The organism is Chryseobacterium sp. R2ACT005 (genome assembly GCF_049949215.1).
Classification (GTDB): Bacteria; Bacteroidota; Bacteroidia; order Flavobacteriales; family Weeksellaceae; genus Chryseobacterium.
This window is the reverse complement of sequence record NZ_CP188192.1, coordinates 1,728,425-1,751,052: the sequence shown is the minus strand read 5'-3', so window position 1 is coordinate 1,751,052 and position 22,628 is coordinate 1,728,425. Positions and strand designations below refer to the sequence as shown.

Genomic DNA, 22,628 nt, shown 5'->3' with positions numbered 1-22,628 from the left:
TAAAACGTTATATTTTAAACCTTAAACATTGAATTTTTTAGTTGTATTTAGAAGCTAAATCATTAGCAGCCTGCTTAAGAACACTTGTAATATCGTTATCGATTTTTCCAGCTTTAATAGCAGCCATTGTATCAGGGTGCTTAGATCTTAGGAACTCGATATATTCGTGTTGGAATTCTTTAATTTTTCTGATAGGAACGTTTCTCATTAAGTTTTCTGTTCCAGCGTATACGATCGCTACCTGACTGTCTACAGGAAGTGGTGCATTTACCGGCTGCTTAAGGATTTCTACGTTTCTTTCTCCTTTAGAGATAACTGCCAAAGTAGAAGCATCAAGGTCAGAACCGAATTTAGCAAACGCCTCTAGTTCTTTATATTGAGCCTGGTCTAACTTAAGAGTACCAGAAACTTTTTTCATTGATTTGATCTGAGCATTACCTCCTACTCTAGATACAGAGATACCTACGTTGATCGCAGGACGAACCCCTGAGTTGAATAGATCAGACTCCAAGAAGATCTGTCCGTCTGTAATAGAGATTACGTTGGTAGGGATATATGCAGAAACGTCACCAGCCTGAGTTTCAATAATTGGAAGTGCCGTTAAAGAACCACCACCTTTTACAATTGGTCTAAGAGATTCTGGCAAATCGTTCATTTGCTTAGCAATATTATCATCAGCAATTACTTTTGCCGCTCTTTCCAATAGTCTTGAGTGAAGATAGAAAACGTCTCCAGGATAAGCTTCACGGCCCGGTGGTCTTCTCAATAGTAGAGAAAGCTCACGGTAAGCAACAGCTTGTTTAGATAAATCATCATAAACGATAAGTGCTGGTCTACCAGTATCTCTGAAGAACTCTCCAATAGAAGCACCTGCCATTGCAGAATATACCTGCATTGGAACTGGATCTGATGCGTTAGCCGCAACAATTACAGTATAAGCTAAAGCTCCTTTATCAGAAAGAGTTTTAACGATTTGTGCAACAGTAGAAGCTTTCTGACCGATTGCAACATATATACAATATACAGGGTTACCTGCATCAAAAAATTCTCTTTGGTTGATGATTGTATCAATTGCAACAGTAGTTTTACCTGTCTGTCTGTCACCAATGATAAGCTCTCTCTGACCTCTTCCTACAGGAATCATTGCGTCAATTGCAACGATACCAGACTGTAAAGGCTCAGTTACCGGCTGTCTGAAGATAACTCCAGGAGCTTTTCTTTCCAATGGCATTTCGTATAAATCCCCAGTAATAGGACCTTTACCATCGATAGGGTTACCAAGAGTATCTACTACTCTTCCTAACATACCTTCTCCTACTTTAATAGAAGAGATTCTGTTTGTTCTTCTTACTGTATCACCTTCTTTTACTAATTTACTTTCACCAAGTAAAGCAACACCTACGTTGTCTTCTTCAAGGTTAAGTACAATACCTTCTACATCACTAGAAAATTTCACCAACTCTCCGTATTGTACGTTTTCTAACCCGTATACACGAGCAATACCATCACCGATGGTTAAAACTGTACCTACTTCCTCAACGTTTGATTGAGTATCGAAGTTGGCCAATTGCTGTTTTAAGATCGCAGATACTTCTGCCGGATTTATTTCTGCCATTGTATGGTTGTTTTTCTTAATTTAATTGGAAATCTTTTTTAACTTGGTTCAATTTTGTCTTCACAGACGCGTCTACCTGCTGATCACCTACTCTTAGAACATATCCTCCAAGAATTTCAGGCTTTACATTCACTTTCAAATCAAAATTTGAATCGGCGTTTACAAGAGTTGTAGATCTTAAAATCTGATCTAGGTTCTCTTTTGAAAGCGGAGTTGCTGTAGTAAGTGTTACTCTCTGTACACCGCTAAGGTCTTCTACTTTGTTGATGAATTCCTGAGCGATATTTTTCAATTGGGTTTCACGTCCGTGTTTAATCACCAATCTGATCAGATTTTGAGAAGAGACAGATAAACCTTTGAAAATTTCATTTGCTACTTCTATTTTCTTTTTAGAATCGATATAAGGAGTCATGAAGAATTTATTTAAGTCCGCAGACACTTTCATGATCTTTACTACATCTTTCATTTCAGAAAATACAGTAGCCGTTTGACCTGATTCATTGGTAAAATCAAGTAAACCTTGTGCGTATCTTTTAGCTACTTTAGATGTAAGCATTCTTAGTTAAGGTTTGATTTGTTTAAATAATTTTGAACTAATTCGTTTTGAGCTTCGCTGTTGTCTAATTTTTGTTTCAAGATAGACTCAGCAATGTTTACAGATAAAGTACCAATTTGAGTTTTGATGTCTGCCATAGCAGCATTTTTCTCAGCATTGATAGTCTGTTTAGCAGCTTCGATCATTCTGTCTCCTTCAGTTTTAGCAACATCTTTAGCTTCCCCTACGATTCTGTCTTTAATTTCTCTAGCTTCTTTAAGGATAGCGTCTCTTTCGATTTTAGCTTCACGAATGATTCTTTCGTTATCCTCTTTTAAAGTTTCCATTTCTTTTCTAGCTAATTTAGCTTGATTAAGAGCGTCAACAATAGATGTTTCTCTGTCATTGATAGACGTTAAAATAGGTTTCCAAGCGAATTTACCTAACAAAAATAATAATGCTAGAAAAATAACAGACTGGATAATAAATAATCCTGACGAAAACTGATGAATTAATTCCATTATATAAATGTATAAATAATTATTACTTTTTTTAAAGAACCATTATCTGTAACCAACCGTCACAGATAATGGTCTGATTTTAATTAGTTTACTGCGAATAGAGCAGCAAACGCAACACCTTCTACAAGTGCAGCTGCGATAAGCATAGCTGTTTGGATTTTTCCAGATTGCTCAGGTTGTCTAGCGATAGCTTCAAGAGCAGCAGCTCCGATTTTACCAAGACCGATACCTACACCTAGTACTACGATACCAGCACCTACAATTTTAGGGATTTCCATAATATATAATTTTAAAAAATTTGTTTTACTTTAATTTATAATTTCAATTAGTGAGCTGCATGATGTTCATGCTCGTGCTCTTGTACTGCCATTCCGATAAACAGAGCTGATAACATTGTAAAGATATAAGCCTGTAGGAATGCTACCAATACCTCTAGTAAATAAATTACCAATGTAAGGAAAGGAAATGCAACACCTGCGATAAAATTCTTAAATACATAGATCAATCCGATCAAACTCATTACTACGATGTGACCTGCAGTCATGTTTGCAAAAAGTCGGATCATCAATGCGAATGGTTTAGTGATTGTTCCTAATAGTTCAATAGGAAGCATGATCAGCTTCATTGGAACTGGTACTCCCGGCATCCAGAAGATGTGTTTCCAGTAATCTTTGTTAGCTGAGAATGTTGTAATCAAATAAGTAAGGATTGCAAGGAAGAATGTCATTGTAATATTACCTGTAACATTAATTCCGAAAGGCATTAATCCTAAAACGTTAAGGAAAAGAATAAAGAAGAATACCGTTAATAAATAACCCATAAATCTCTTATACTTATGTCCGATGTTTGGAATAGCAACTTCATCTCTTACGAAAATAATTAATGGCTCTAAAAATCTTGCAGCACCGGTAGGAACCACTGATTTTTTATAAGACTTAGCCATACCACCGAACAACACTAACATAAAGATTGATACTAATAAAATGATCAGTACACTTTTTGTAATTGAAAGATCTAATGGTTTTACGTTAGTTGGGTGACCGTGATCATCAAGAGTTATAGTTCCAGCTGCATCAGTCTTATAGATTTTCTCATGGTGCAATACATAAAAAGAACCATCTACTTCAGTAGGCTCTCCGTGCATGAACCCTTCTTTGTTACTCATGAAAGAGTGAAAACCATTGTCATATACAATAACAGGAAGAGGGAAACCGATGTGGTGACCGTCTTTATCAACCATCAATGTGAAATCATGTGCATCCAACAAGTGATGATCGATGAACTCTTTGTTTTCTTTGCTTACTTTGTCTTTCTCTGAAAGCTCTTGAGCAGGAGCTGCCCCGGCAGTAGCCTCACCGTGCTGTGCAGACACTAAGTTTAATACAAAAATACTGTAGAATAAAACTGCGAATTTCTTAAACATTGATAGGTTTTTTTCGTTGTGCAAAAATATGATATTTTTTCTAGTTTCAATAAATTATTTTACTGTTTTTTATCATGATTAATCAGCTTGATCGCATAGTATGTAAGCAGTGCTGTCAGGACAAAATAAGGGATGATAAAATGGAATTTATAGCCTGGAATCACTTCAAAGTTCAGTTTTTTTCTGATTAAGTACATCAAACCGAATTTTAAAAGAATCAAACCAATAACAGACAATCCTAAAAATTCCGGTGCTACTCTATTGATTAAGATAATAAGAGTGATCATCATCATAAACATGACGCTTAGAAAAAGATAAAACTTAATGATCACAATTTCATCCAGGTGAAAAACAAATTTCCAAAGAGAAAAATGCACCAGGAACGTCAGAAAGAATAAAATGACAACAAGAATATTGGGATTGATTTTCATTCTAAATTTTAATAGACCGCAAAAATAGACTTTTTCTATCGTATTATGATAAGATTTGATATATATCATTTTTCTTATCTATATAATATTACGTCCCGAACACTTTAGATATGCTAAAAATTCCTTATTTTTGCAAACCTATAATTTACAATAAATATGTTTAATAGTTTACAGGATAAATTAGACAAGGCATTACATAATATTTCCGGTAGAGGAAAAATTACCGAAATCAATGTAGCGGAAACCGTAAAGGAGATCCGTAGAGCATTGGTAGATGCCGACGTTAACTATAAAGTTGCAAAAGATCTTACTAAAAGAGTTCAGGATAAAGCATTAGGAGAGAACGTTCTTACTTCCCTTACGCCTGGACAGCTGATGACGAAAATCGTCCATGATGAATTGGTAGACCTTATGGGAGGTTCTCAGGAGGGAATCAATCTTTCAGGAAAACCATCTGTAATTCTTATTGCGGGTCTTCAGGGTTCTGGTAAGACTACATTCTCAGGAAAGCTTGCTAATTATTTACAAACAAAAAGAAATAAAAAACCTTTATTGGTGGCATGTGACGTTTACCGTCCTGCTGCGATTGATCAGCTAAAAGTTTTAGGTGGACAAATCGGGGTTCCGGTTTTTACAGAAGAAGGTTCTACAAATCCTTCTACGATTGCTGAAAACGCAATTAATTTTGCAAAATCAAACGGTCATGATGTTGTGATCGTGGATACGGCAGGTCGTTTGGCAATTGATGAACAGATGATGAACGAGATTAAGTCAGTTCATTACTTCATTAAACCAGATGAAACACTATTCGTTGTTGACTCAATGACAGGTCAGGATGCTGTGAATACGGCAAAAGCATTCAACGATGCTTTGAATTTTGACGGGGTTGTTTTAACTAAATTAGATGGTGATACCCGTGGTGGAGCTGCTTTGACGATTCGTTCTGTTGTTGAAAAACCAATCAAATTCATTTCTACAGGAGAAAAAATGGAAGCTTTAGACCTTTTCTACCCGGAAAGGATGGCAGACAGAATCCTGGGAATGGGAGACGTTGTTTCCCTAGTAGAAAGAGCTCAGGAGCAATTTGACGAAGAAGAAGCTAAAAAACTTCACAAAAAAATCGCTAAAAACGAGTTTGGTTTTGATGATTTCCTAAAACAGATCAATCAGATCAAGAAGATGGGTAACATGAAAGACTTAATGGGCATGATTCCTGGTGTTGGAAAAGCGATCAAAGATGTAGAGATCAGTGATGATGCATTCAAGCACATTGAAGCGATTATCTACTCTATGACTCCTGAAGAAAGAAGAAGACCTTCTATCATCAATACCCAGAGAAAAGGAAGAATTGCTAAAGGTGCCGGAAGAAAAATCGAAGATGTAAATCAATTGATGAAACAATTCGACCAAATGGGTAAAATGATGAAGATGATGCAGGGCCCTCAAGGAAAGCAGATGATGCAGATGATGAGCAAGATGCCAAATATGCCGGGAATGGGCGGAATGGGAAAATAACAAGACAAAATCATTCATAAAAAAAACTCTCAGAAATTCTGAGAGTTTTTATTTTATCTGAATATGGGTTTATTTAAATTTATATCCTAGCCCCAGCTGGAAGAAATTCATTCTCAATGTTTCACCATCTACAGGATTTTTGATCATATTCGTAAGACCAAAGCTGTAACGTGCATCTACAAATAATCCTTTATGAATGTTGTAGTCAGCCCCTAGGAATAACCCAAAATCGGTAGATTTTAAACCATCATTCAGTTCTCTTTCTAAATAGCGTTCTCCTTCTTTAAGTCCTGAAGGATCTACCATCCCGGCATTGGGACCATTTAGTTCAAATTTCACCTTGTTATTGGTCTTAAAACTCACATACGGACCTGCATAAATTCCCAGTTCCGGAGTTGCATAATATCTTGCCGATACAGGAATAACGATTCTGTTAAGGTTCATCTTTTCAGTTAAGGTAAAACCAGTACCTGATATTCCAACTTCTGCTTTACCGCCAAGATTGGCATATTCTACCTCTCCCTGAACGGCAAACTTATTATTGAATTTATATTCAACCAAACCACCAACATAAAATCCTGACTTGGATTTTAAACTTGCTTCAAATCCACCAAATTCAAAATCTCCTTCACTAGAATTTAATTTTGATAAAGCGTAACCCGCTTTTACCCCGAAAGTAGTTTGCGCATTTAAACCTGCAAATAAAGCGATTGCAGACGCTAATAAGATTTTTTTCATGATTATTAAATAGTTTTATAATAAAGAAGTCCTAAGATAGCAATCTCAGGACTAATTCATCTATTTTATTTATTATTTTGCAAATACATATTTAACTCCGAAAGTTACAGAAGTTAAACTGATCCCAAATTTGTAGTCATCAGCTCTTTTGGCACCGTCAATATCTCTTTTGTAAGTATTGTACCCGAACTCTCCTATTGTGGCTTCAATTGACCAGTTCTTCGTTATGAAATAATCCAGACCCGGCTTAATATTCACTCCAATATTAGTATAGTTATTTTTTTGCATAAACGGAGCGGAAAGTATAGGATCTCCACCATTACCATCACTGTTAAAATCCAACTCTTCCTTGCCAAACTCCAATGGAACCTGCAATTGTCCGAAAATGTATAATTTATCAGATAAAGTCCAGTATTTTCTTATGAATGGAGCTACCACAAATGCGTTATCCGTATTTTTTATTTCAACCGGATTACTGAATTCGCTTGCATTTACTTTGTATTTGGTAACAGCACTTTTGTATCCTACTCCTAGTCCTACCGCTAAATTTGTATTAACGAAATAACCTGCTGTAGGAAGAATCCTGATTACATTGTCCTTTCTGTTCCCACCAAATTCATTGGTTTCCTTGTGATAAAACCCTACCTGTCCTGAAAGATAAGAAGTTCCTTTAGCAATCTGTGCGTTTGATAAACCAAAAAGCGCAACAGCGCCCATCAATACGATTTTTTTCATGATTATTATATTAGTTTTATAAAAAAAAGCCCTAAGAATTTCTCAGGGCTTTCTTGCTATATGCTTTGTTTATTATTTTGCAAATACATATTTAACTCCGAAAGTTACAGAAGATAAATTCAATCCGAAGTTATAGTTGTTTGTAGCATCACCATCTTTTGGCTTGTAGTTGCTGTAACCGAACTCACCGATAGTAGCTTCGATAGACCAGTTTTTGTTTAAGAAATAATCTAAACCTGGCTTCACAGTAACACCGATTTTAGTGTATTTAGCTTCAGTAGAAGTAGAGTTAGAAACCACAGAAGTTCCTGAACCTGTTGTAGTTGTAGCTACAGAGTTGTTTTCAGTTTCAGTTTTTCCGAACTGCATTGGTACTGCTAATTGCCCGAAGAAATATAACTTGTCAGATAAAGTCCAATATTTTCTTACGAATGGAGCAACAACGAATGCAGGAGTTTTAACTACGCTCTCGTTTACGATTGTAGTGTTTCCTAAAGTTGTAGTTGTAGATAAAGTGTTCTTTTCAGTCTGGTAACCAACTCCTAATCCAATTGCTAGGTTAGTGTTTACGAAATATCCAACTGTAGGTAATACGTTGAAGTTTTCTTTTTTATCGTTACCGTTGTTAGATTCTACTTGAGAATAACCAACAGATCCTGATAAATATGTAGTTCCTTTAGCAATCTGAGCGTTTGATAAACCAAAAAGTGCAACAGCACCCGCTAATAATATTTTTTTCATTTTAAAAAATTTTAATACTTTCTGAGGGCAAATTTACAGTGGTCCCCATTAATATTAAAATTTGTTAATGTGATTAATATCATTATTAAATTTTAGAGTATTGTAAAAATAAATCATAGTTAAGAGAAGTTATTGAGTTTTTCACAATATTATGAATAAAAAAACTCCATTTTACTAACGAGAGGCGAATATGTTTACTTTTTTAAATTTTCGTTTTTTTTTCTAAAACCCCATGAATTCTGGAAAAACGCCAAAATAAGTTAACCTAAAATATTAATTTTTAAGTTATTAACTCTTAAAATTTAAACATTTGTTTATAATATGAAGTTGTTTTTATCTTTTCCTAATCGCTGTAGGGTCATTATTTCAAAAATTTCTGATAAAAGTCTGTACAGTCTGCTTATATTATATCAAAAAAAACTCCGGCCTTCGGCCGGAGTTTTAATATGCAATTGCTTTCTTATTTCAAAAAGAAATTATAACCAATGTTAACAGCTCCTACATTCCAGCTATCTCTGTACCAACCATAGTCACGTCTGTTACTGATTGACTGATATCCGATGTACAACTCTCCTTTAGACATTTGATATCCAAATTTAGGCTGTGCATAGAAACCTCCATCTACTCCATCTTTTGTAGAGATACCATATCCCAGGTCTAATCCTACAAAGATAGGAGCTCCAGAGAATCTGTATTTACCGGAAACAGCTACAGGAATAAATCCGAAATCATCAAAGTGATCTTTTCCGAAGAAATGAGAATATCCTGTTGTTACCCCAAGGTCAAGACCTTTAGCAATATTCCACATATAAGCAGCATCCACTCCTAATGTAAATGAAGATACATCACTTGCATCAGACACAGGAACCCCAATATGTCCACCAATTTTAAAACCTTCCTGTGCTTGAGCAGCACCTCCTAAAAGTGCAAAAGCACCTAGTAATAATAGTTTTTTCATTTTTTTAGTAGCTTTGAATTATTCTGCAAAAGTACTAATTATTTTCATCATAAGGATACAACTGCTCTACAACGAGAAAAAGCAGAACAATTTTTGTCCTGCTTTTTATTATTTCTAAATAAGATTTTCAGAATTAGTTTCCTCCGAATTTGAAACCTACACCCACCTGAGCAAAGCTGTTCTTTACAGTACCTCCACTATTATCGTTAGATAGGTTGGATACACCTAAGCTGTATCTTGCATCAAAGAAAAGTCCGTTCTCCAGCATATATTCAACGCCTAAGAAAGGAGCAAGGTTTAAAGATTTGATATCTTTTTTAATATCCACATCACCAGTATCTCCTTCCACTTCTACATCAAGGAAATCTGAGCCAATTACAGTTTTTTGTTTAGCCGTAAGAATAATTCCTACGTTAACACCTGCTGCTACAGAAAAACCTTCAGTAATAAAGTATTTTGCAGAAACAGGAACCAAAAGAGTTCCAAAAGTAATCTTAGTTGACTCCCCAAAATACATTCCTCCAGCATTTACTCCATCAATTTTTTCTTTAGCTCCAAGTGGTGAGTATAAAACCTCTCCCTGAACAGCAAAGTTATCATTGAATTTGTACTCAGCCATTCCACCGATATAGAAAGTATATTTAGGAGACATTTTTCTTCCGTCAAGATCATCTTGCTTATCATCCAGTTTAATAGTTGACATTGCGAAACCAGCTTTAGGACCAAATCGAAATTCCTGAGCGTTTGCAGAAATTCCCATAACAGCGACTGCTGCAACAAGTAAAAGTTTTTTCATGTTTAATTAGTTTTTACATTCAAGGTCTGCAAAACTAATTATTTTTTTCAAATTAACAAATTTTAACTAACCAATTTAAGGTTAATAAAAGGTTAACGGAAACTTTCACCTATTCTTAACTAGTCGTTTCTTAGTCTTTTGTCCTCATCATTATAAGCAAGAATAATCTTTCTTACCACCGGATGTCTTACCACATCCTCTTCTGTAAGATGCACAAACCCGATCTCCTTCACTCCGTTTAAAATCCTCATAGCTTCTTTCAGCCCGGACTGCTGGTTTTTCGGAAGGTCAATCTGGCTCGGATCTCCTGTGATAATGAATTTAGCATTCATACCCATTCTGGTAAGGAACATTTTCATCTGTGCATGGGTAGTATTCTGCGCTTCATCAAGAATCACAAAAGCATCATCAAGGGTACGTCCTCTCATGAAAGCCAAAGGAGCTACTTCAATTACTTTTTTCTCCATAAAACCTTCCAGTTTCTCATGGGGAATCATATCACGAAGTGCATCGTACAAAGGCTGCAAATATGGATCCAGCTTCTCTTTAAGATCACCCGGAAGGAATCCCAGACTTTCTCCCGCTTCTACAGCCGGTCTTGTCAGAATGATTCTTTTCACTTCTTTATCTCTTAAAGCTCTTGCGGCCAATGCTACACTGGTATATGTTTTTCCAGTTCCGGCAGGACCAATGGCGAAGACCATATCCTTTTTCTCCGTCTCCTTTACCAATTTTTTAAGATTGGTTGTTTTAGCCTTAATAACTTTTCCGTTGACCCCTTTTACGATAATATCCTGATCAAAAACCAGTTGTTTCTCATTTTCGTCTTTAATATTTAGTATATTTTCAACGTCTTTCAGGCCTATTGAGTTATTTTTGGAGATAAAACTGACAATATCATTCAGTTTTTGTTTCAGTATGTCTAAAGCTTCCTTATTTCCCATGGCAAAGATGACATGATCTCTTCCTGTAATTTTAATGGTTGGAAAGCTTGATTTTATTAAGTTGAAATATTGGTTATTAACTCCATAGAAGATTTTCGCATCGATATCTTCCAAATCATATGTTAATTCAAACATGCAGTATTTTTATTTTTAGATTTTAAAATTAAAGCTTTTTTTCAAATTTATATCAAATTCTTTTCAACAATCTTTCGGGCTTTCTTTTTATTTTAAATAACTTTGCAATACTACACTATTCTAGAAATTGCTCATGTCAATTATTACCCTTACTTCGGATTTCGGAAATTTAGATTACAGAGTTGCCGCTGTGAAAGGCAAAATTCTGTCTCTAAACCCTGAGGTTAATATTATTGATATAACCCACGATATCCAGGCATTCAACCTTATACAGACTTCGTATATTGTAAGAAATGCTTATAAATATTTTCCTAAAGGAAGCATTCACATCATTTCCGTAGACAGTTTTCACAACAGATCAAGAAAGAATATCATTTACAAAGCCGATGGATCTTACTTTTTAGCGGCAGATAACGGTCTTTTAAGCCTTATCTTTTTTGATATTAAACCGGAAGCAATCTATGAACTTACGCTTAACAACCGTTTTGATGACATCATCAACTTTACTTCTACAGATATTTTTGTTCCTGCAGCGGTACATCTTGCCAATGGCGGACTCCCTGAAGTAATAGGGCGAAAAATAAGTACAGCCAAACAACTGATGTTCCCAAGAGCAGTTTATAATGAATCGGAAGGCATGATTATCGGTGAAGTAACTTATATTGATAATTTCGGAAATATAATCTCAAATATCAACAAAGACTTTTTTGAAAATATCAGCAAAGGCTACGATAGTTTTACCATAAAATTCAGAAATTTAAGCCTTTCAAGGATATTTTCCAGCCATACGGAGGTTGTTTCAGACTGGGAAAGGGAAACAGAATTCCATGGGCAGTCTGCTGCTATTTTCAATGATAGTCAATTATTGGAGCTTACCATCTATAAAGGAAGTAAGAAAAACGGTGCTAAAAGCCTGTTTGGATTGAATGTGGGCGAAAATATTTATATTGAATTCAGCTAAGATTATATATTTCATAAAAAAACCGATTTTTTTTATATATTTGTCAAAATCTAAAAATCAAAAATGGCAGAATACAAATTATTGCTTCCTTCCATGGGAGAAGGTGTTATGGAAGCGACAATTATCACTTGGTTATTCAATGAAGGTGATAACGTAAAGGAGGATGACTCCGTAGTAGAAATTGCAACAGATAAAGTAGATTCAGATGTTCCGACACCAGTTTCGGGGAAAATCGTAAAAATTTTAAAGCAAAAAGATGAAGTTGCAAAAGTAGGTGAAGCCATTGCTATTTTAGAAATTGAAGGAGAAGGCGCAGCTTCAGAAGAAGTAAAAACTGAAACTCCGGCGGCTACTCCGGATGCTGACACTTTAAAAGCGATTGAAGAGCCTTTACAAACAACAGCTGCTTCAAACGTAGAATTCTCAGGAGATCTTTATTTATCTCCACTTGTAAAATCTATTGCACAACAGGAAAATATTTCTGAAACTGAACTGAAATCTATCAAAGGAAGCGGTTTGGAAGGAAGAATTACAAAAGAAGATATATTAACATATGTTGCTAACAGAGGAAACCAGCCGGTTCAGCAGGCGGCTCCTGTACAGGCAGCATCCATTCCGAAACCAGCAGTATCTGCTCCGGCAGCTACAATCTCGGTAAGCGCAGGTGATGAGATCATTCCTATGGACAGAATGAGAAAGATCATCGCTGAAAACATGGTAAAAGCAAAACAAATTGCTCCACACGTTACTTCTTTCATCGAAACAGACGTTACCAACGTTGTGAAATGGAGAAATAAAAATAAAGCCGTATTTGAAAAGCGCGAAGGTGAAAAATTGACTTTTATGCCAATTTTCGTAAAAGCTGTAGTAAAAGCAATTCAGGATTTCCCAATGATCAATGTTTCTATCAATGGTGAAAACATCATCAAAAAGAAAAACATCAACATTGGTATGGCTACTGCCCTTCCGGACGGAAACCTTATTGTTCCTGTAATTAAAAATGCTGATCAGTTATCACTTTCAGGTCTTGCAAAAGCAATCAACGACCTGGCTTACAGAGCAAGAAACAAGAAATTAAGACCTGAAGACACTCAGGGTGCAACCTATACTATTTCTAACGTAGGAAGCTTCGGAAACCTTATGGGAACCCCTATCATTCCTCAGCCTCAGGTAGCTATTTTAGCCATCGGAGCAATCGTTAAGAAGCCTGCAGTTCTTGAAACAGCTGATGGTGATGTAATTGCTATCAGAAACTTAATGTTCATGTCTCACTCTTATGACCACAGAGTGGTAGACGGTTCTTTAGGAGGAATGATGCTGAAGCATGTTCACGACTATCTTGAAAACTGGGATCTGAACACAGAAATATAAGTAAATATACAATCAGCAATAAAGTAATTTTTGCCGGTTTTAAATACAAACCTCCGTTTTTCGGAGGTTTTTTTGTTTTTGTTAACCAAAACTCAATGAAATATCAAAAGATCAAACAACACAAAATAACAATTACAAATATTTAAATAAAAGGTATTTAATTTATTAAATCAATAACAAATTAAACACAATTCTATCTACAATAACTTTTTTGGAAGTTAGATTTATTAGCGCTATTTTTAAACTTAAATAATATTCAACAATGGATCTGGATTACAGAAAGTATGACATGACTAAATTTTCTGATTTCACCGAACAGGATGAAAATCTCATTGCTGAAGTCTACGATCAGCTTTCTGCGGTCTATGAAATTTCTGTAATTGATCTTAAAGAATCTCCCTATGAACAATTCAGTTCTCATGATCTCTATCCCATATTCATCCCGCAAATCTGTTATTTTGTAAAAGACAGAACGACAGGTGATTCTTTCTATCTTTTTATCGTCAGCAAAGTTGGAATGACATCCGAAGGAGGCCGGTTAGGTCGTAAATTTGACACTATTCAACTTTGGGGACTCAAAAAGGTGGAGGAAGATTTTGGGTATATCTCCATCAATAAAAAGAAATTAATGGATAAGATTGCAGGAATATTCAGCAGTTTTACTATCAATTTGAAAGATCATGAATTTAAAGATTTCTATGTTTTAGGAAGTGATCAATTTAAAACCATGAATTTTCTAACTCCAAAAAGAAAAGCAGCTATAAAAACTTTTCCGAATGAAAATTTCAAACTTGAAGTGGAAAACAATATTTTAAGCTTTGGTTTACCGGAAATACTTACAATTGGAAACGCTGAAATCATCTCAAAATTTTTAAACGACCTATAATTTTCAAAATTTTACCGTAATTTCATCCCTCAAAACAGACAAATGCTGAAAATTTTCATCCTGATACGGAAATCCATCAAAAATTCCTTTGACAATATCCGGAACGAACAGCTGAAGTACAATCTGCTTCAGGCTATTCCTTTTTGGATAGGATCTGTTATTACAGGTTTTTTTGCCGTCATGTATGCACAGATATTTGCCTGGGGTGAACATCTTATGAATTTTATCTTTGACTGGCATGCATGGATGATTTTCATCATCGCTCCCATAGGATTTGTACTTTCCTGGTGGCTGGTAAAAGAATTTGCGCCCAATGCCAAAGGAAGCGGTATTCCACAGGTCATGGCTGCGGTAGAACTCGCCAATCCGAAAGAACACCGCAAGATCAGAAGCCTTCTGAGTATTAAGATTATATTTTTCAAAATCCTGTCTTCAGTCATTCTGGTCATCGGAGGAGGTGCGGTAGGACGTGAAGGACCTACTATTCAGATTGCAGGCTCTGTTTTCAGAAAAGTCAACGAGTATCTTCCCGAATGGTGGCCAAAAATTTCCAAGAAAAACATGATTATGACAGGAGCCGCAGCCGGGCTTGCCGCAGCTTTCAACACTCCGTTGGGAGGTATTGTTTTCGCTGTGGAAGAACTGTCAAAAACCCATATCAATTACTTCAAAACAGCTTTGTTTACTGCAGTAATTATTGCCGGTCTTACAGCACAAACACTTGCTGGTTCTTATTTATATCTGGGATATCCGAAGACCAATGATGTTTCTTTAATGGTTATGTTTCCCATTGTACTTGTTGCTGCAGTTGCTGGTATTCTAGCCAGTCAGCTTTCTGTTGCGATGCTTAAAATCAACAGTTGGAAAAAAAACAAACTGAAAACCGATAAGGCCAATGTTATATTTCTGATCATTTGTGCTTTGATTATTGCCTCAATCGCTTATTTCATCAACAGGGAAATTCTGGGCTCCGGGAAAGAAATTATGGAGCGTGTTCTTTTTACGAAGGATAAGCATGAAGACTGGTATGTTCCGGTTCTAAGAATGCTTGGCCCTGCCCTTTCTTTTACTTCCGGTGGTGCAGGAGGAATTTTCGCCCCTGCTCTCACAGCGGGAGCAAGTATAGGCTCTGTTATTTCAGGTGCCATTCATTTAACACCCAACGAAACGAATGTTGTTGTTCTGGCCGGAATGGTAGCTTTTCTCACGGGAATTACCAGGGCTCCGTTTACTTCAGCAATTATTGTTTTGGAAATGACAGACAGACATTCATTGATTTTCCACCTGATGCTGGCAGGAATGGTTTCTTCCATTGTTTCTATTTTAGTAAGCAGACATTCGCTGTATGATGTATTGAAGGTCAATTTTCTGACGGAGCTAAGACAAAAAGATTAGTCAGAAATTGTCCGTTGAAAGTTGATCGTTTGGAAAAGTATTGTATTGAAAATAGCTTTTCATTAAGAATATCCCCAATATTAAACTTGAAACTATAAACCATCAATACGCAACTATTTCATGAATCCTCTTGCATATAAGAAATATATTCTCTACTTTTGCACCTCGAAATAATTAACAAATTCATTTAACATTATGAACAATTACGAAACTGTTTTCATTTTAACTCCCGTTCTATCTGAGTCACAGGTAGAGGAAGCAGTGAACAAGTATGTAGATCTTATCAAAGAAAAGAACTGCGAAATCGTTGCTAGAGAAAACTGGGGATTAAAAAAATTAGCTTATCCTATCCAATTGAAAAAGAACGGGTTCTATACTCTAATCGAATTCAAAGGAGAAGGTAGTGTAGTAGCTGATCTAGAATTAGCATTTAAGCGTGACGAAAGAGTAATCCGTTACCTTACTACGAAACTTGACAAACATGCTGTTGAGTATGCTGTAACTAGAAGAACTAAAGTAAAAGCAGCTAAAGCTTAATTATTAACCCTATTTTTTTAAAAAAGACAAGACATGGCAATAGATGAAATGGCTAAACAAGCCTCAGCTGGAGGAGAATCAGAAGTAAAATTCCTTACTCCGCTTGATATCAATACAAAATCTGAAAAGAAATATTGTAGATTCAAAAAATACGGAATTAAGCACGTTGACTACAAAGATGCTGATTTCTTATTACAATTTGTAAACGAGCAGGGTAAAATCTTACCAAGAAGATACACTGGAACTTCTTTAAAATACCAAAGAAAAGTTTCTGCTGCTATCAAAAGAGCAAGACACCTTTCTTTACTACCTTACGTAGCTGACTTATTGAAATAAGACAAATAAATAAAAGAAGAGAGCAGTCTCTTCTTTTGTTGCTGAATAAATAAATTAATTAATTCTAACTTGATTTTAGAACACTCTAAAATCTTTAAAAAGGACAACAACAATGGATATCATCCTAAAACAAGACGTAGAAAACTTAGGACTTGAGTTTGATACAGTAAGCGTAAAGCCAGGTTATGCTAGAAACTTCTTACTTCCTCAAGGAATTGCTCTTTTAGCTACACCTAAAAACAAAGCTGCTTTAGAAGCTACATTAGAAGCTAGAAAAGAAGAAGAAGCTAAATTAATCGCTGCTGCTAACGCTGTAGTAGATCAATTAAAGAAAACTTCTATCACTATCCCTGCAAAAGTAGGTTCTGGTGACAAATTATTCGGATCTATCAACAATGCAGATCTTTCTGCAGCTCTTGCTAAAGCTGGAGTTTCTGTAGAGAAGAAATATATCAAAATTCCAGGGAACACTATTAAGAGAACTGGTAAAGTAACGGCAAACATCAGATTACACAGAAACGTTGAGTACAATTTCGAATTCGATATCATATCTGACGCTCCAGTTGTAGCTGCTCCTGCTAAAAAAGAAGAAGTTAAATCTGAAGAAGCTTAATTTTAAGCAACTGAGATTTTCTCACAATATCAACCACTTCAATTATTTGAAGTGGTTTTTTTATTGAATTCCCCCATCTTCTCGCCCTGCATAAATCCACCTCTCCAGAGAAGGAAATCTCCTCTCAATAAATCTTATAACAAAAAAAGCTATTACTGCTCTCTCAAACACTTCCACTCACTATTTATCCCCTCTCAGTTTCTGCTGATATTCCGTAGGAGCAATGCCAATTACTTTTTTGAAAATATTACTGAAAGACGACAGGCTATTATATCCTACCATCATTGCTATTTCGTACATATTGTATTTTCCTTCCAGCATCAGCTCAAGGGAACGGGTAATTCGTAATGCCCGTAGAAAACGGACGTAATTCATGCCCAGAATCTCTTTAAATTTCCTCGAAAGAGTTCTGGTACTCATTCCGAATTCTTTGGCCGTAGATTCTATAGTAAGGGGCTTTTCAAGGTTCGCATGAATATATCTTGCAATCTTTAATAGTGTTTCATCCTTAGGAAAGGGATGCTGTATGGGAAATGCAAGGTGTCTGTGCTTTTTCTCGTGTAAAACTCCTTTAAGCGCTTTGAGAAAAAAATATTTAGAGTGGTCATTTTTTGTGATTTTCCCATCCCATTCTTTAGTATATAAAATCATCTCCCGAAGTAGATTATTAACAGAATAAATATTAATTTCATCAAAAAAGCCATTTTCGCTTTCTTCCTTCTTAAAATAAAAATTATATAAATCAACTTTCGGACTGGTAGAAAAAATGTAGTGAGGTGTTCCGGCAGGAATCCACATAAAGCACCTTGCAGGAAGATACCAATGCTTCTGATCTGTAAAAACATGCACAATACCTCCTTCTGCATATACTAATTGTGCAGAACTGTGATAATGAATCTCTGTTGTTACATTACCTGTGAGGACATGATAGATGTAAAATTCAGCATCCTCCTCTTCTACGGCTTTAAAATGACTGTCATTCATGAAATAAAGATAAGAAGATTTTTCAAATTGGCGTAAATGAGCAAATCTTTTTCTGTTTTCACAAATCAGGTCCTACTCTTGTCGTCGTAACTTTGCTGCATCAAAATCATTTTAGCAAAAATCCTTTAATTAATTTATGAATATCATATTTAACGCATGCCGATATCTATGCATGGCGTTGTGCTTATTATTGAGCAGCTTTTTACATTCACAGATGATAGATTATCAGCATCTCGGCTTACAACAAGCTGTAGAGATTGGTCTGAAAAGCAACAAAAACATTCAGATAAGTCATCTAAAACAGGAAATGTCCGCTACCAAAGAGAAAGATCTCAAAATGGAAAAGCTTCCGGACATTGAATTTCATACCAGCTATACTCAGGTAACCAATCTGTATCAGCATCAGAATGGCGTATTTAACAAAGCGACAAGGTATGATGCGATCAATGGGATGTATGATTTTACATTATCTGCATCAATCCCTGTGTACATGGGCGGCAAAATAAAAAATACAGAAAAAAAAGCGGCTATTGACACTGAAATATCTGCTTTAAGAACGCATCTGGATGAGAGACAGCTTACCATGGAAATCATCACAGCTTTTCTGCAGATCCATCATTTAAAAGAACAGCAAAGTCTCATCAATGATAAGATGAAAGAAGATTCGGTTAACATCAAACAGGTAAAAGCTCTTAAAGCCAACGGAGTCGTAACAGTGAATGAAGTATTGAGAACTTCATTGCAGCTTTCCAATCATAAAATGAGCTGGACAGAACTGGATAACGATATTCAGATTGCAGAGCACAAACTGAAAACTATTCTTTCTCTTCCGGAAATTCAGGAAATGCATGTGAATACGGAAGATCTTATTTCGGAGAATGCTGCGATTCCTTATATTGATGATTTGACTGAAACAGCTTTAAATAAAAATGAATCCGTTGAAATCACTCACAAAAATCTTTCACTGAAGGAATTGGATCAAAAAATCACCAAAGCGAATTACTTACCTAAAATTACAGCAGGAGGAGAATATTTTTTAAAGTATCCGAATATGATGTTTTTTCCTCCCGAACCGTATGCATACCGTCTGGGAATGATGGGTGTGAACCTTAGCTATCCTATCGAAAATCTGTATAAAAATAAATACAAAATGCAGGAAGCACGGGAAAATATAGACCTTGCCATGCTTCAGATAGCAGAAAATGAAGAGAAAATAAGACACAGTGTATATGAAGCCTACAAAAAGTTTGAAGAAACAGACCAGAAAGTGAAAATTGCTGAAGAAGCGATTGACCAGGCTAAAGAAAACTATCGTATTGTAAGAACAAAATATGCGAACAAACTAAGTCTTATCACTGAACTGATCGATGCCGACAATACTTATCTGGAGGCAGAATCTAACCTTATTTCCGTAAAAATAAACCGACAACTTAAATATTACCAACTCCAATATACGATTGGAAACTTATAAAAACTATGGCACAGAAACAACTGACACAAAAGGAAAAAAGAATCAACAAGTCCATTACTTTACTGGCCTGGATCCTGATTATCAGCGGAATTACAGGAATGGTCAGTTTTTATCTTTTTTCAAGAAAGAATGTCACTACCAACGATGCACAGATCGAACAATATATCACTCCTGTATCCAGCAAGGTTTCCGGATTTATCAAAGCAATACAGTTTAATGAAAATCAGTTTGTACACAAAGGAGATACTTTAATTATCATAGACAATAGAGAGTTTGTAAATCAGGTACAAATGGCAGAAGCCAATCTCCACGCCAATACAGCTACCATCAGCACTATTGAAAGCGGTGTCAATACTAAAGAAAGCGATACAAAGATCATTGATGCCAAAATTGCTTCTGCAAGAATTGATATCTGGAGAACAGAACAGGATTTTAAAAGATATAAAAACCTGCTGTCAGAAGATGCCGCTACCGAACAGGAATTTGAAAATGTAAAAGCTTCATATGAACAGTCAAAAGCCAATCTTCTGGCATTGGAACAGCAAAAAAATGCAGTAAGAGCCGGAGCCAGTGAACAGCAAACCAAGGTTGCCCCTGTTAAAAGCCAGATTCAGCAGAGTTCTGCAAGCCTGAATACTGCCAAACTCTATCTTTCTTATACTGTAATTACGGCTCCCTATGATGGGTGGGTTGGAAAAAAGACTATTCAGGAAGGGCAATTGATTAAAGAAGGTCAGGCTTTGGTACAGATGGTCAGCAAAGAAAAATGGATCATTGCCAATTACAAAGAAACACAACTTGGACAGATTGATCAGAACCAGGAAGTCATTATTACTGCAGATGCTTATCCCGACGTAGAATTTAAAGGAAAAATACTTTCCGTTTCTCCTGCATCAGGATCACAGTTTTCTTTAGTAAAACCTGATAACGCAACCGGAAACTTTGTAAAAATTGAACAGAGATTTCCTGTAAAAATTATTCTTGATAATAATAAAGACAACGAAAAACTGCTTTCCGGAATGAATGTTCTCGTGAGCGCGAAGAAGATATAAGTTTGAGTGTGGGAGTGAATTGAAGTACTAGAGTACAAAGTTATTCAATTAAAAATCAATTCAAATCAATACATTTCATACTTTACGATTAAATTATTTTTTTAGCGAAAAGACAAGACTGCAAAATAGCGAATCTGCAAATTTTTTCTTAAGCATATTTGCCATTTTACCTTTTACTTTTACACCTTGCTTTTTTGTCTTTTCGCATTTTTAAACTCAGGCTGTGAGTTTACTTATCTGCCTTTTCAGCATTTATCTTTTAATGCTTTCAAAAAACTATGCAACACAATACAGTTTATCATAAATGGGTACCACAATGGCTGAAACTGCCGCTTCTTATATTGGCATTGTTTCCCCACCTGATGTTGTTGTCGCTTTTGCATTCCAACAGCGCCTTCACCTCTTCTTTTATGGATGTTGATTCAGATGACATCCAGTATTTAATGATTTTGATGTATGGGACATTTGTGGTTACCCTTTTAGTTTTACAGCGGTTTATGGCTTATTTCAGCGTCAAATATTATGTCCTGCTGATGGCCTCCATTTCTGTTATTATACTTTACATTTTATCGGTAACTCACGATTATCATGTTATTTTGGTGATCCGGTTTTTAGAAGGAATTTTCGGGCTGTTGGAAGGTGCTATTTTCCTTCCTTTGATTATTGCTGAATTAAAAACGAAACACGCCAAAGTCTTAGCCTACCTTTTCATGTATACCATTATGCTCACCGGGGGTACAATAACCACTTCCCTGTTGAAATCAAGCATTGAGAACTACGATTTTCAGCATATGATCCTGATGATGGTCTATTTCCATGTATTTGTACTGATCATTGGCATTGCTTTATTCAACAGAAACAGATTCTTTCCTAAAAAACCTTTGTACCAATTGGATGTTACCAGCTGGTTTTTACTTTGGGTATGTCTGCAGGCTGGCGGTTATGCTATTATTTATGGTAAAAGACTGATGTGGCTCGAGTCTGATACCATTATCATGTGTTTATTTATATTCCTGCTTTCGGGAGGATTATTTATGCTTAAACAAAGAAATTCCAAGAGACCATTATTTCATTTTGAAGTTTTCAGTTCAAAAAATGTGATTGCAGGAATGATTCTGTTCTTCATTTTTTACCTGATCCGATCAGGGCTGAATAATGTCTACAGCATCATGGCTACGGTATGGAAATGGCCCTGGGATTATATTGTAAACATCCAGTACTGGAATGTTGCAGGAACTCTTCTGGGTATAGTATTATCAGGAATCTGCCTGGTTCGTGGAGTTTCCTCAAGAATTGTTTTCTTTACCGGATTTCTGTTACTTGCAATAGACTGTGCATGGTTTACCTATACTTTTTATCCTGACACTACCCTTTCTACGATTTGTCCGCCTTTATTTCTACAGGGCGTTGCTCAGGGATTATTATTTACGCCGCTAGTTTTCTTTTTGATTTCAGGAACTCCGGAAGAATATGTGCCCAATGCTACAGCTTTAGGAACCACAACCCGTTTCTGGACAACAGCTATTGGTTATGCATTAATGCAGAATCTGATGCTTTTTTTAACCTTAAAACACTCTGATACAATTAGTTCTAATTTTACAGACACCAATCCCATTTTTTACAGTCAGTGGAATCAGCTTTTCGGTGCTAATATTTCAAAACTGTCAGTTAATGATTCTTTATCAATGACAGCCGGTGCTTTTAAAGCCAAAATAACAGCTCAGTCTATTCTCCTTTCCAATATGGAAATTTTCACGGGACTTTTCTGGCTCGCATTAATTACGGCCATCTGTTTATTGCTGTATCATCCGGTAAAAATAGCTGTGAGAAATATAATGTAAAAGAAGGGAGCTGGAAGATCGAAGTTCCTGAGATAAAAGTAATACTCAAAATTCATTTGGATCAATATAAAAAGTTTAATAATTTTTTATTGAA

Annotated in this window: 24 protein-coding genes; 11 read left to right on the top strand and 13 right to left on the bottom strand. The window is 35.8% G+C overall.

From position 1 onward, the window contains the following. Positions 1 to 37 precede the first annotated feature (37 nt). The 6 genes from atpA to ACPF63_RS08040 all read right to left on the bottom strand — a co-directional run bounded on the left by atpA (position 38) and on the right by ACPF63_RS08040 (position 4,525). Complete coding sequence (atpA, locus tag ACPF63_RS08065; protein ID WP_047385277.1) at positions 38 to 1,615, bottom strand: F0F1 ATP synthase subunit alpha; 1,578 nt, start codon at positions 1,613 to 1,615, stop codon at positions 38 to 40. 16 nt (positions 1,616 to 1,631) lie between these two features. Continuing rightward, positions 1,632 to 2,171, bottom strand: a complete 540-nt coding sequence (atpH, locus tag ACPF63_RS08060; RefSeq protein ID WP_426482631.1) for an ATP synthase F1 subunit delta — start codon at positions 2,169 to 2,171, stop codon at positions 1,632 to 1,634. A gap of 2 nt (positions 2,172 to 2,173) precedes the next feature. Beyond that, entirely contained in the window at positions 2,174 to 2,671 is a 498-nt protein-coding gene (locus ACPF63_RS08055; RefSeq protein ID WP_077416951.1) for a F0F1 ATP synthase subunit B, read from the bottom strand. Positions 2,672 to 2,754: 83 nt separating this feature from the next. Further along, positions 2,755 to 2,949 (bottom strand): ATP synthase F0 subunit C, encoded by a 195-nt coding sequence (gene atpE, locus ACPF63_RS08050; protein WP_002979108.1) that lies wholly within the window; start codon positions 2,947 to 2,949, stop codon positions 2,755 to 2,757. Between the two features lie 47 nt (positions 2,950 to 2,996). Next, positions 2,997 to 4,094: a F0F1 ATP synthase subunit A gene (gene atpB, locus ACPF63_RS08045; protein ID WP_077416949.1), complete on the bottom strand. Its 1,098-nt coding sequence runs from the start codon at positions 4,092 to 4,094 to the stop codon at positions 2,997 to 2,999. Positions 4,095 to 4,153: 59 nt separating this feature from the next. Next, complete coding sequence (locus tag ACPF63_RS08040; protein ID WP_047374405.1) at positions 4,154 to 4,525, bottom strand: hypothetical protein; 372 nt, start codon at positions 4,523 to 4,525, stop codon at positions 4,154 to 4,156. 156 nt (positions 4,526 to 4,681) lie between these two features. Here ACPF63_RS08040 and ffh point away from each other — a divergent pair, with 156 nt between their 5' ends. Then, the gene (gene ffh, locus ACPF63_RS08035; protein WP_077416947.1) at positions 4,682 to 6,040 is read left to right on the top strand and encodes a signal recognition particle protein; all 1,359 of its coding nucleotides are present in this window, start codon (positions 4,682 to 4,684) and stop codon (positions 6,038 to 6,040) included. A 69-nt stretch (positions 6,041 to 6,109) separates the two neighbouring features. Here the strand turns inward: ffh and ACPF63_RS08030 are convergent, their stop codons facing one another. The 6 genes from ACPF63_RS08030 to ACPF63_RS08005 all read right to left on the bottom strand — a co-directional run bounded on the left by ACPF63_RS08030 (position 6,110) and on the right by ACPF63_RS08005 (position 11,087). Then, positions 6,110 to 6,778 carry a porin family protein gene (locus ACPF63_RS08030; protein ID WP_426482630.1) on the bottom strand — a complete coding sequence of 223 codons (669 nt, stop codon included), beginning with the start codon at positions 6,776 to 6,778 and terminating at the stop codon, positions 6,110 to 6,112. Positions 6,779 to 6,850: 72 nt separating this feature from the next. Then, entirely contained in the window at positions 6,851 to 7,513 is a 663-nt protein-coding gene (locus ACPF63_RS08025) for an outer membrane beta-barrel protein (protein ID WP_180563865.1), read from the bottom strand. Between the two features lie 72 nt (positions 7,514 to 7,585). Then, entirely contained in the window at positions 7,586 to 8,254 is a 669-nt protein-coding gene (locus tag ACPF63_RS08020; protein ID WP_426482629.1) for an outer membrane beta-barrel protein, read from the bottom strand. Positions 8,255 to 8,714: 460 nt separating this feature from the next. Next, the gene (locus ACPF63_RS08015) at positions 8,715 to 9,212 is read right to left on the bottom strand and encodes a hypothetical protein (RefSeq protein WP_047385284.1); all 498 of its coding nucleotides are present in this window, start codon (positions 9,210 to 9,212) and stop codon (positions 8,715 to 8,717) included. A gap of 133 nt (positions 9,213 to 9,345) precedes the next feature. After that, on the bottom strand, positions 9,346 to 10,008 hold the full coding sequence (locus ACPF63_RS08010; protein ID WP_077416938.1) for a porin family protein: 663 nt from the start codon (positions 10,006 to 10,008) through the stop codon (positions 9,346 to 9,348). A gap of 119 nt (positions 10,009 to 10,127) precedes the next feature. Beyond that, entirely contained in the window at positions 10,128 to 11,087 is a 960-nt protein-coding gene (locus ACPF63_RS08005; protein WP_077416937.1) for a PhoH family protein, read from the bottom strand. A 133-nt stretch (positions 11,088 to 11,220) separates the two neighbouring features. Here ACPF63_RS08005 and ACPF63_RS08000 point away from each other — a divergent pair, with 133 nt between their 5' ends. The 7 genes from ACPF63_RS08000 (at position 11,221) to rplI (ending at position 17,186) form a co-directional block, all read left to right on the top strand. Beyond that, positions 11,221 to 12,048 (top strand): SAM hydrolase/SAM-dependent halogenase family protein, encoded by an 828-nt coding sequence (locus tag ACPF63_RS08000; RefSeq protein WP_077416935.1) that lies wholly within the window; start codon positions 11,221 to 11,223, stop codon positions 12,046 to 12,048. A 63-nt stretch (positions 12,049 to 12,111) separates the two neighbouring features. Further along, positions 12,112 to 13,419, top strand: coding sequence for a dihydrolipoamide acetyltransferase family protein (locus ACPF63_RS07995; RefSeq protein WP_426482628.1), 1,308 nt, complete (start codon positions 12,112 to 12,114; stop codon positions 13,417 to 13,419). A gap of 262 nt (positions 13,420 to 13,681) precedes the next feature. Then, positions 13,682 to 14,305, top strand: a complete 624-nt coding sequence (locus tag ACPF63_RS07990) for a hypothetical protein (protein ID WP_426482627.1) — start codon at positions 13,682 to 13,684, stop codon at positions 14,303 to 14,305. 42 nt (positions 14,306 to 14,347) lie between these two features. Continuing rightward, on the top strand, positions 14,348 to 15,700 hold the full coding sequence (locus ACPF63_RS07985) for a chloride channel protein (protein WP_426482626.1): 1,353 nt from the start codon (positions 14,348 to 14,350) through the stop codon (positions 15,698 to 15,700). 195 nt (positions 15,701 to 15,895) lie between these two features. Beyond that, the gene (rpsF, locus tag ACPF63_RS07980; RefSeq protein ID WP_077416927.1) at positions 15,896 to 16,237 is read left to right on the top strand and encodes a 30S ribosomal protein S6; all 342 of its coding nucleotides are present in this window, start codon (positions 15,896 to 15,898) and stop codon (positions 16,235 to 16,237) included. A 33-nt stretch (positions 16,238 to 16,270) separates the two neighbouring features. Beyond that, on the top strand, positions 16,271 to 16,573 hold the full coding sequence (gene rpsR / locus ACPF63_RS07975) for a 30S ribosomal protein S18 (protein WP_034706728.1): 303 nt from the start codon (positions 16,271 to 16,273) through the stop codon (positions 16,571 to 16,573). A gap of 112 nt (positions 16,574 to 16,685) precedes the next feature. Next, positions 16,686 to 17,186 carry a 50S ribosomal protein L9 gene (gene rplI / locus ACPF63_RS07970; protein ID WP_426482625.1) on the top strand — a complete coding sequence of 167 codons (501 nt, stop codon included), beginning with the start codon at positions 16,686 to 16,688 and terminating at the stop codon, positions 17,184 to 17,186. 180 nt (positions 17,187 to 17,366) lie between these two features. On the opposite strand, the gene ACPF63_RS07965 is transcribed toward rplI, so the two are convergent. Then, the gene (locus tag ACPF63_RS07965) at positions 17,367 to 18,170 is read right to left on the bottom strand and encodes a helix-turn-helix domain-containing protein (RefSeq protein ID WP_426482624.1); all 804 of its coding nucleotides are present in this window, start codon (positions 18,168 to 18,170) and stop codon (positions 17,367 to 17,369) included. Between the two features lie 136 nt (positions 18,171 to 18,306). Here ACPF63_RS07965 and ACPF63_RS07960 point away from each other — a divergent pair, with 136 nt between their 5' ends. From ACPF63_RS07960 to ACPF63_RS07950, 3 genes are all read left to right on the top strand, one after another. Beyond that, positions 18,307 to 19,641 (top strand): TolC family protein, encoded by a 1,335-nt coding sequence (locus ACPF63_RS07960; protein WP_426482623.1) that lies wholly within the window; start codon positions 18,307 to 18,309, stop codon positions 19,639 to 19,641. A 5-nt stretch (positions 19,642 to 19,646) separates the two neighbouring features. Next, on the top strand, positions 19,647 to 20,693 hold the full coding sequence (locus tag ACPF63_RS07955) for an HlyD family secretion protein (protein ID WP_426482622.1): 1,047 nt from the start codon (positions 19,647 to 19,649) through the stop codon (positions 20,691 to 20,693). Positions 20,694 to 20,971: 278 nt separating this feature from the next. Continuing rightward, positions 20,972 to 22,534, top strand: coding sequence for an MFS transporter (locus ACPF63_RS07950; RefSeq protein WP_426482621.1), 1,563 nt, complete (start codon positions 20,972 to 20,974; stop codon positions 22,532 to 22,534). Positions 22,535 to 22,628 lie beyond the last annotated feature (94 nt).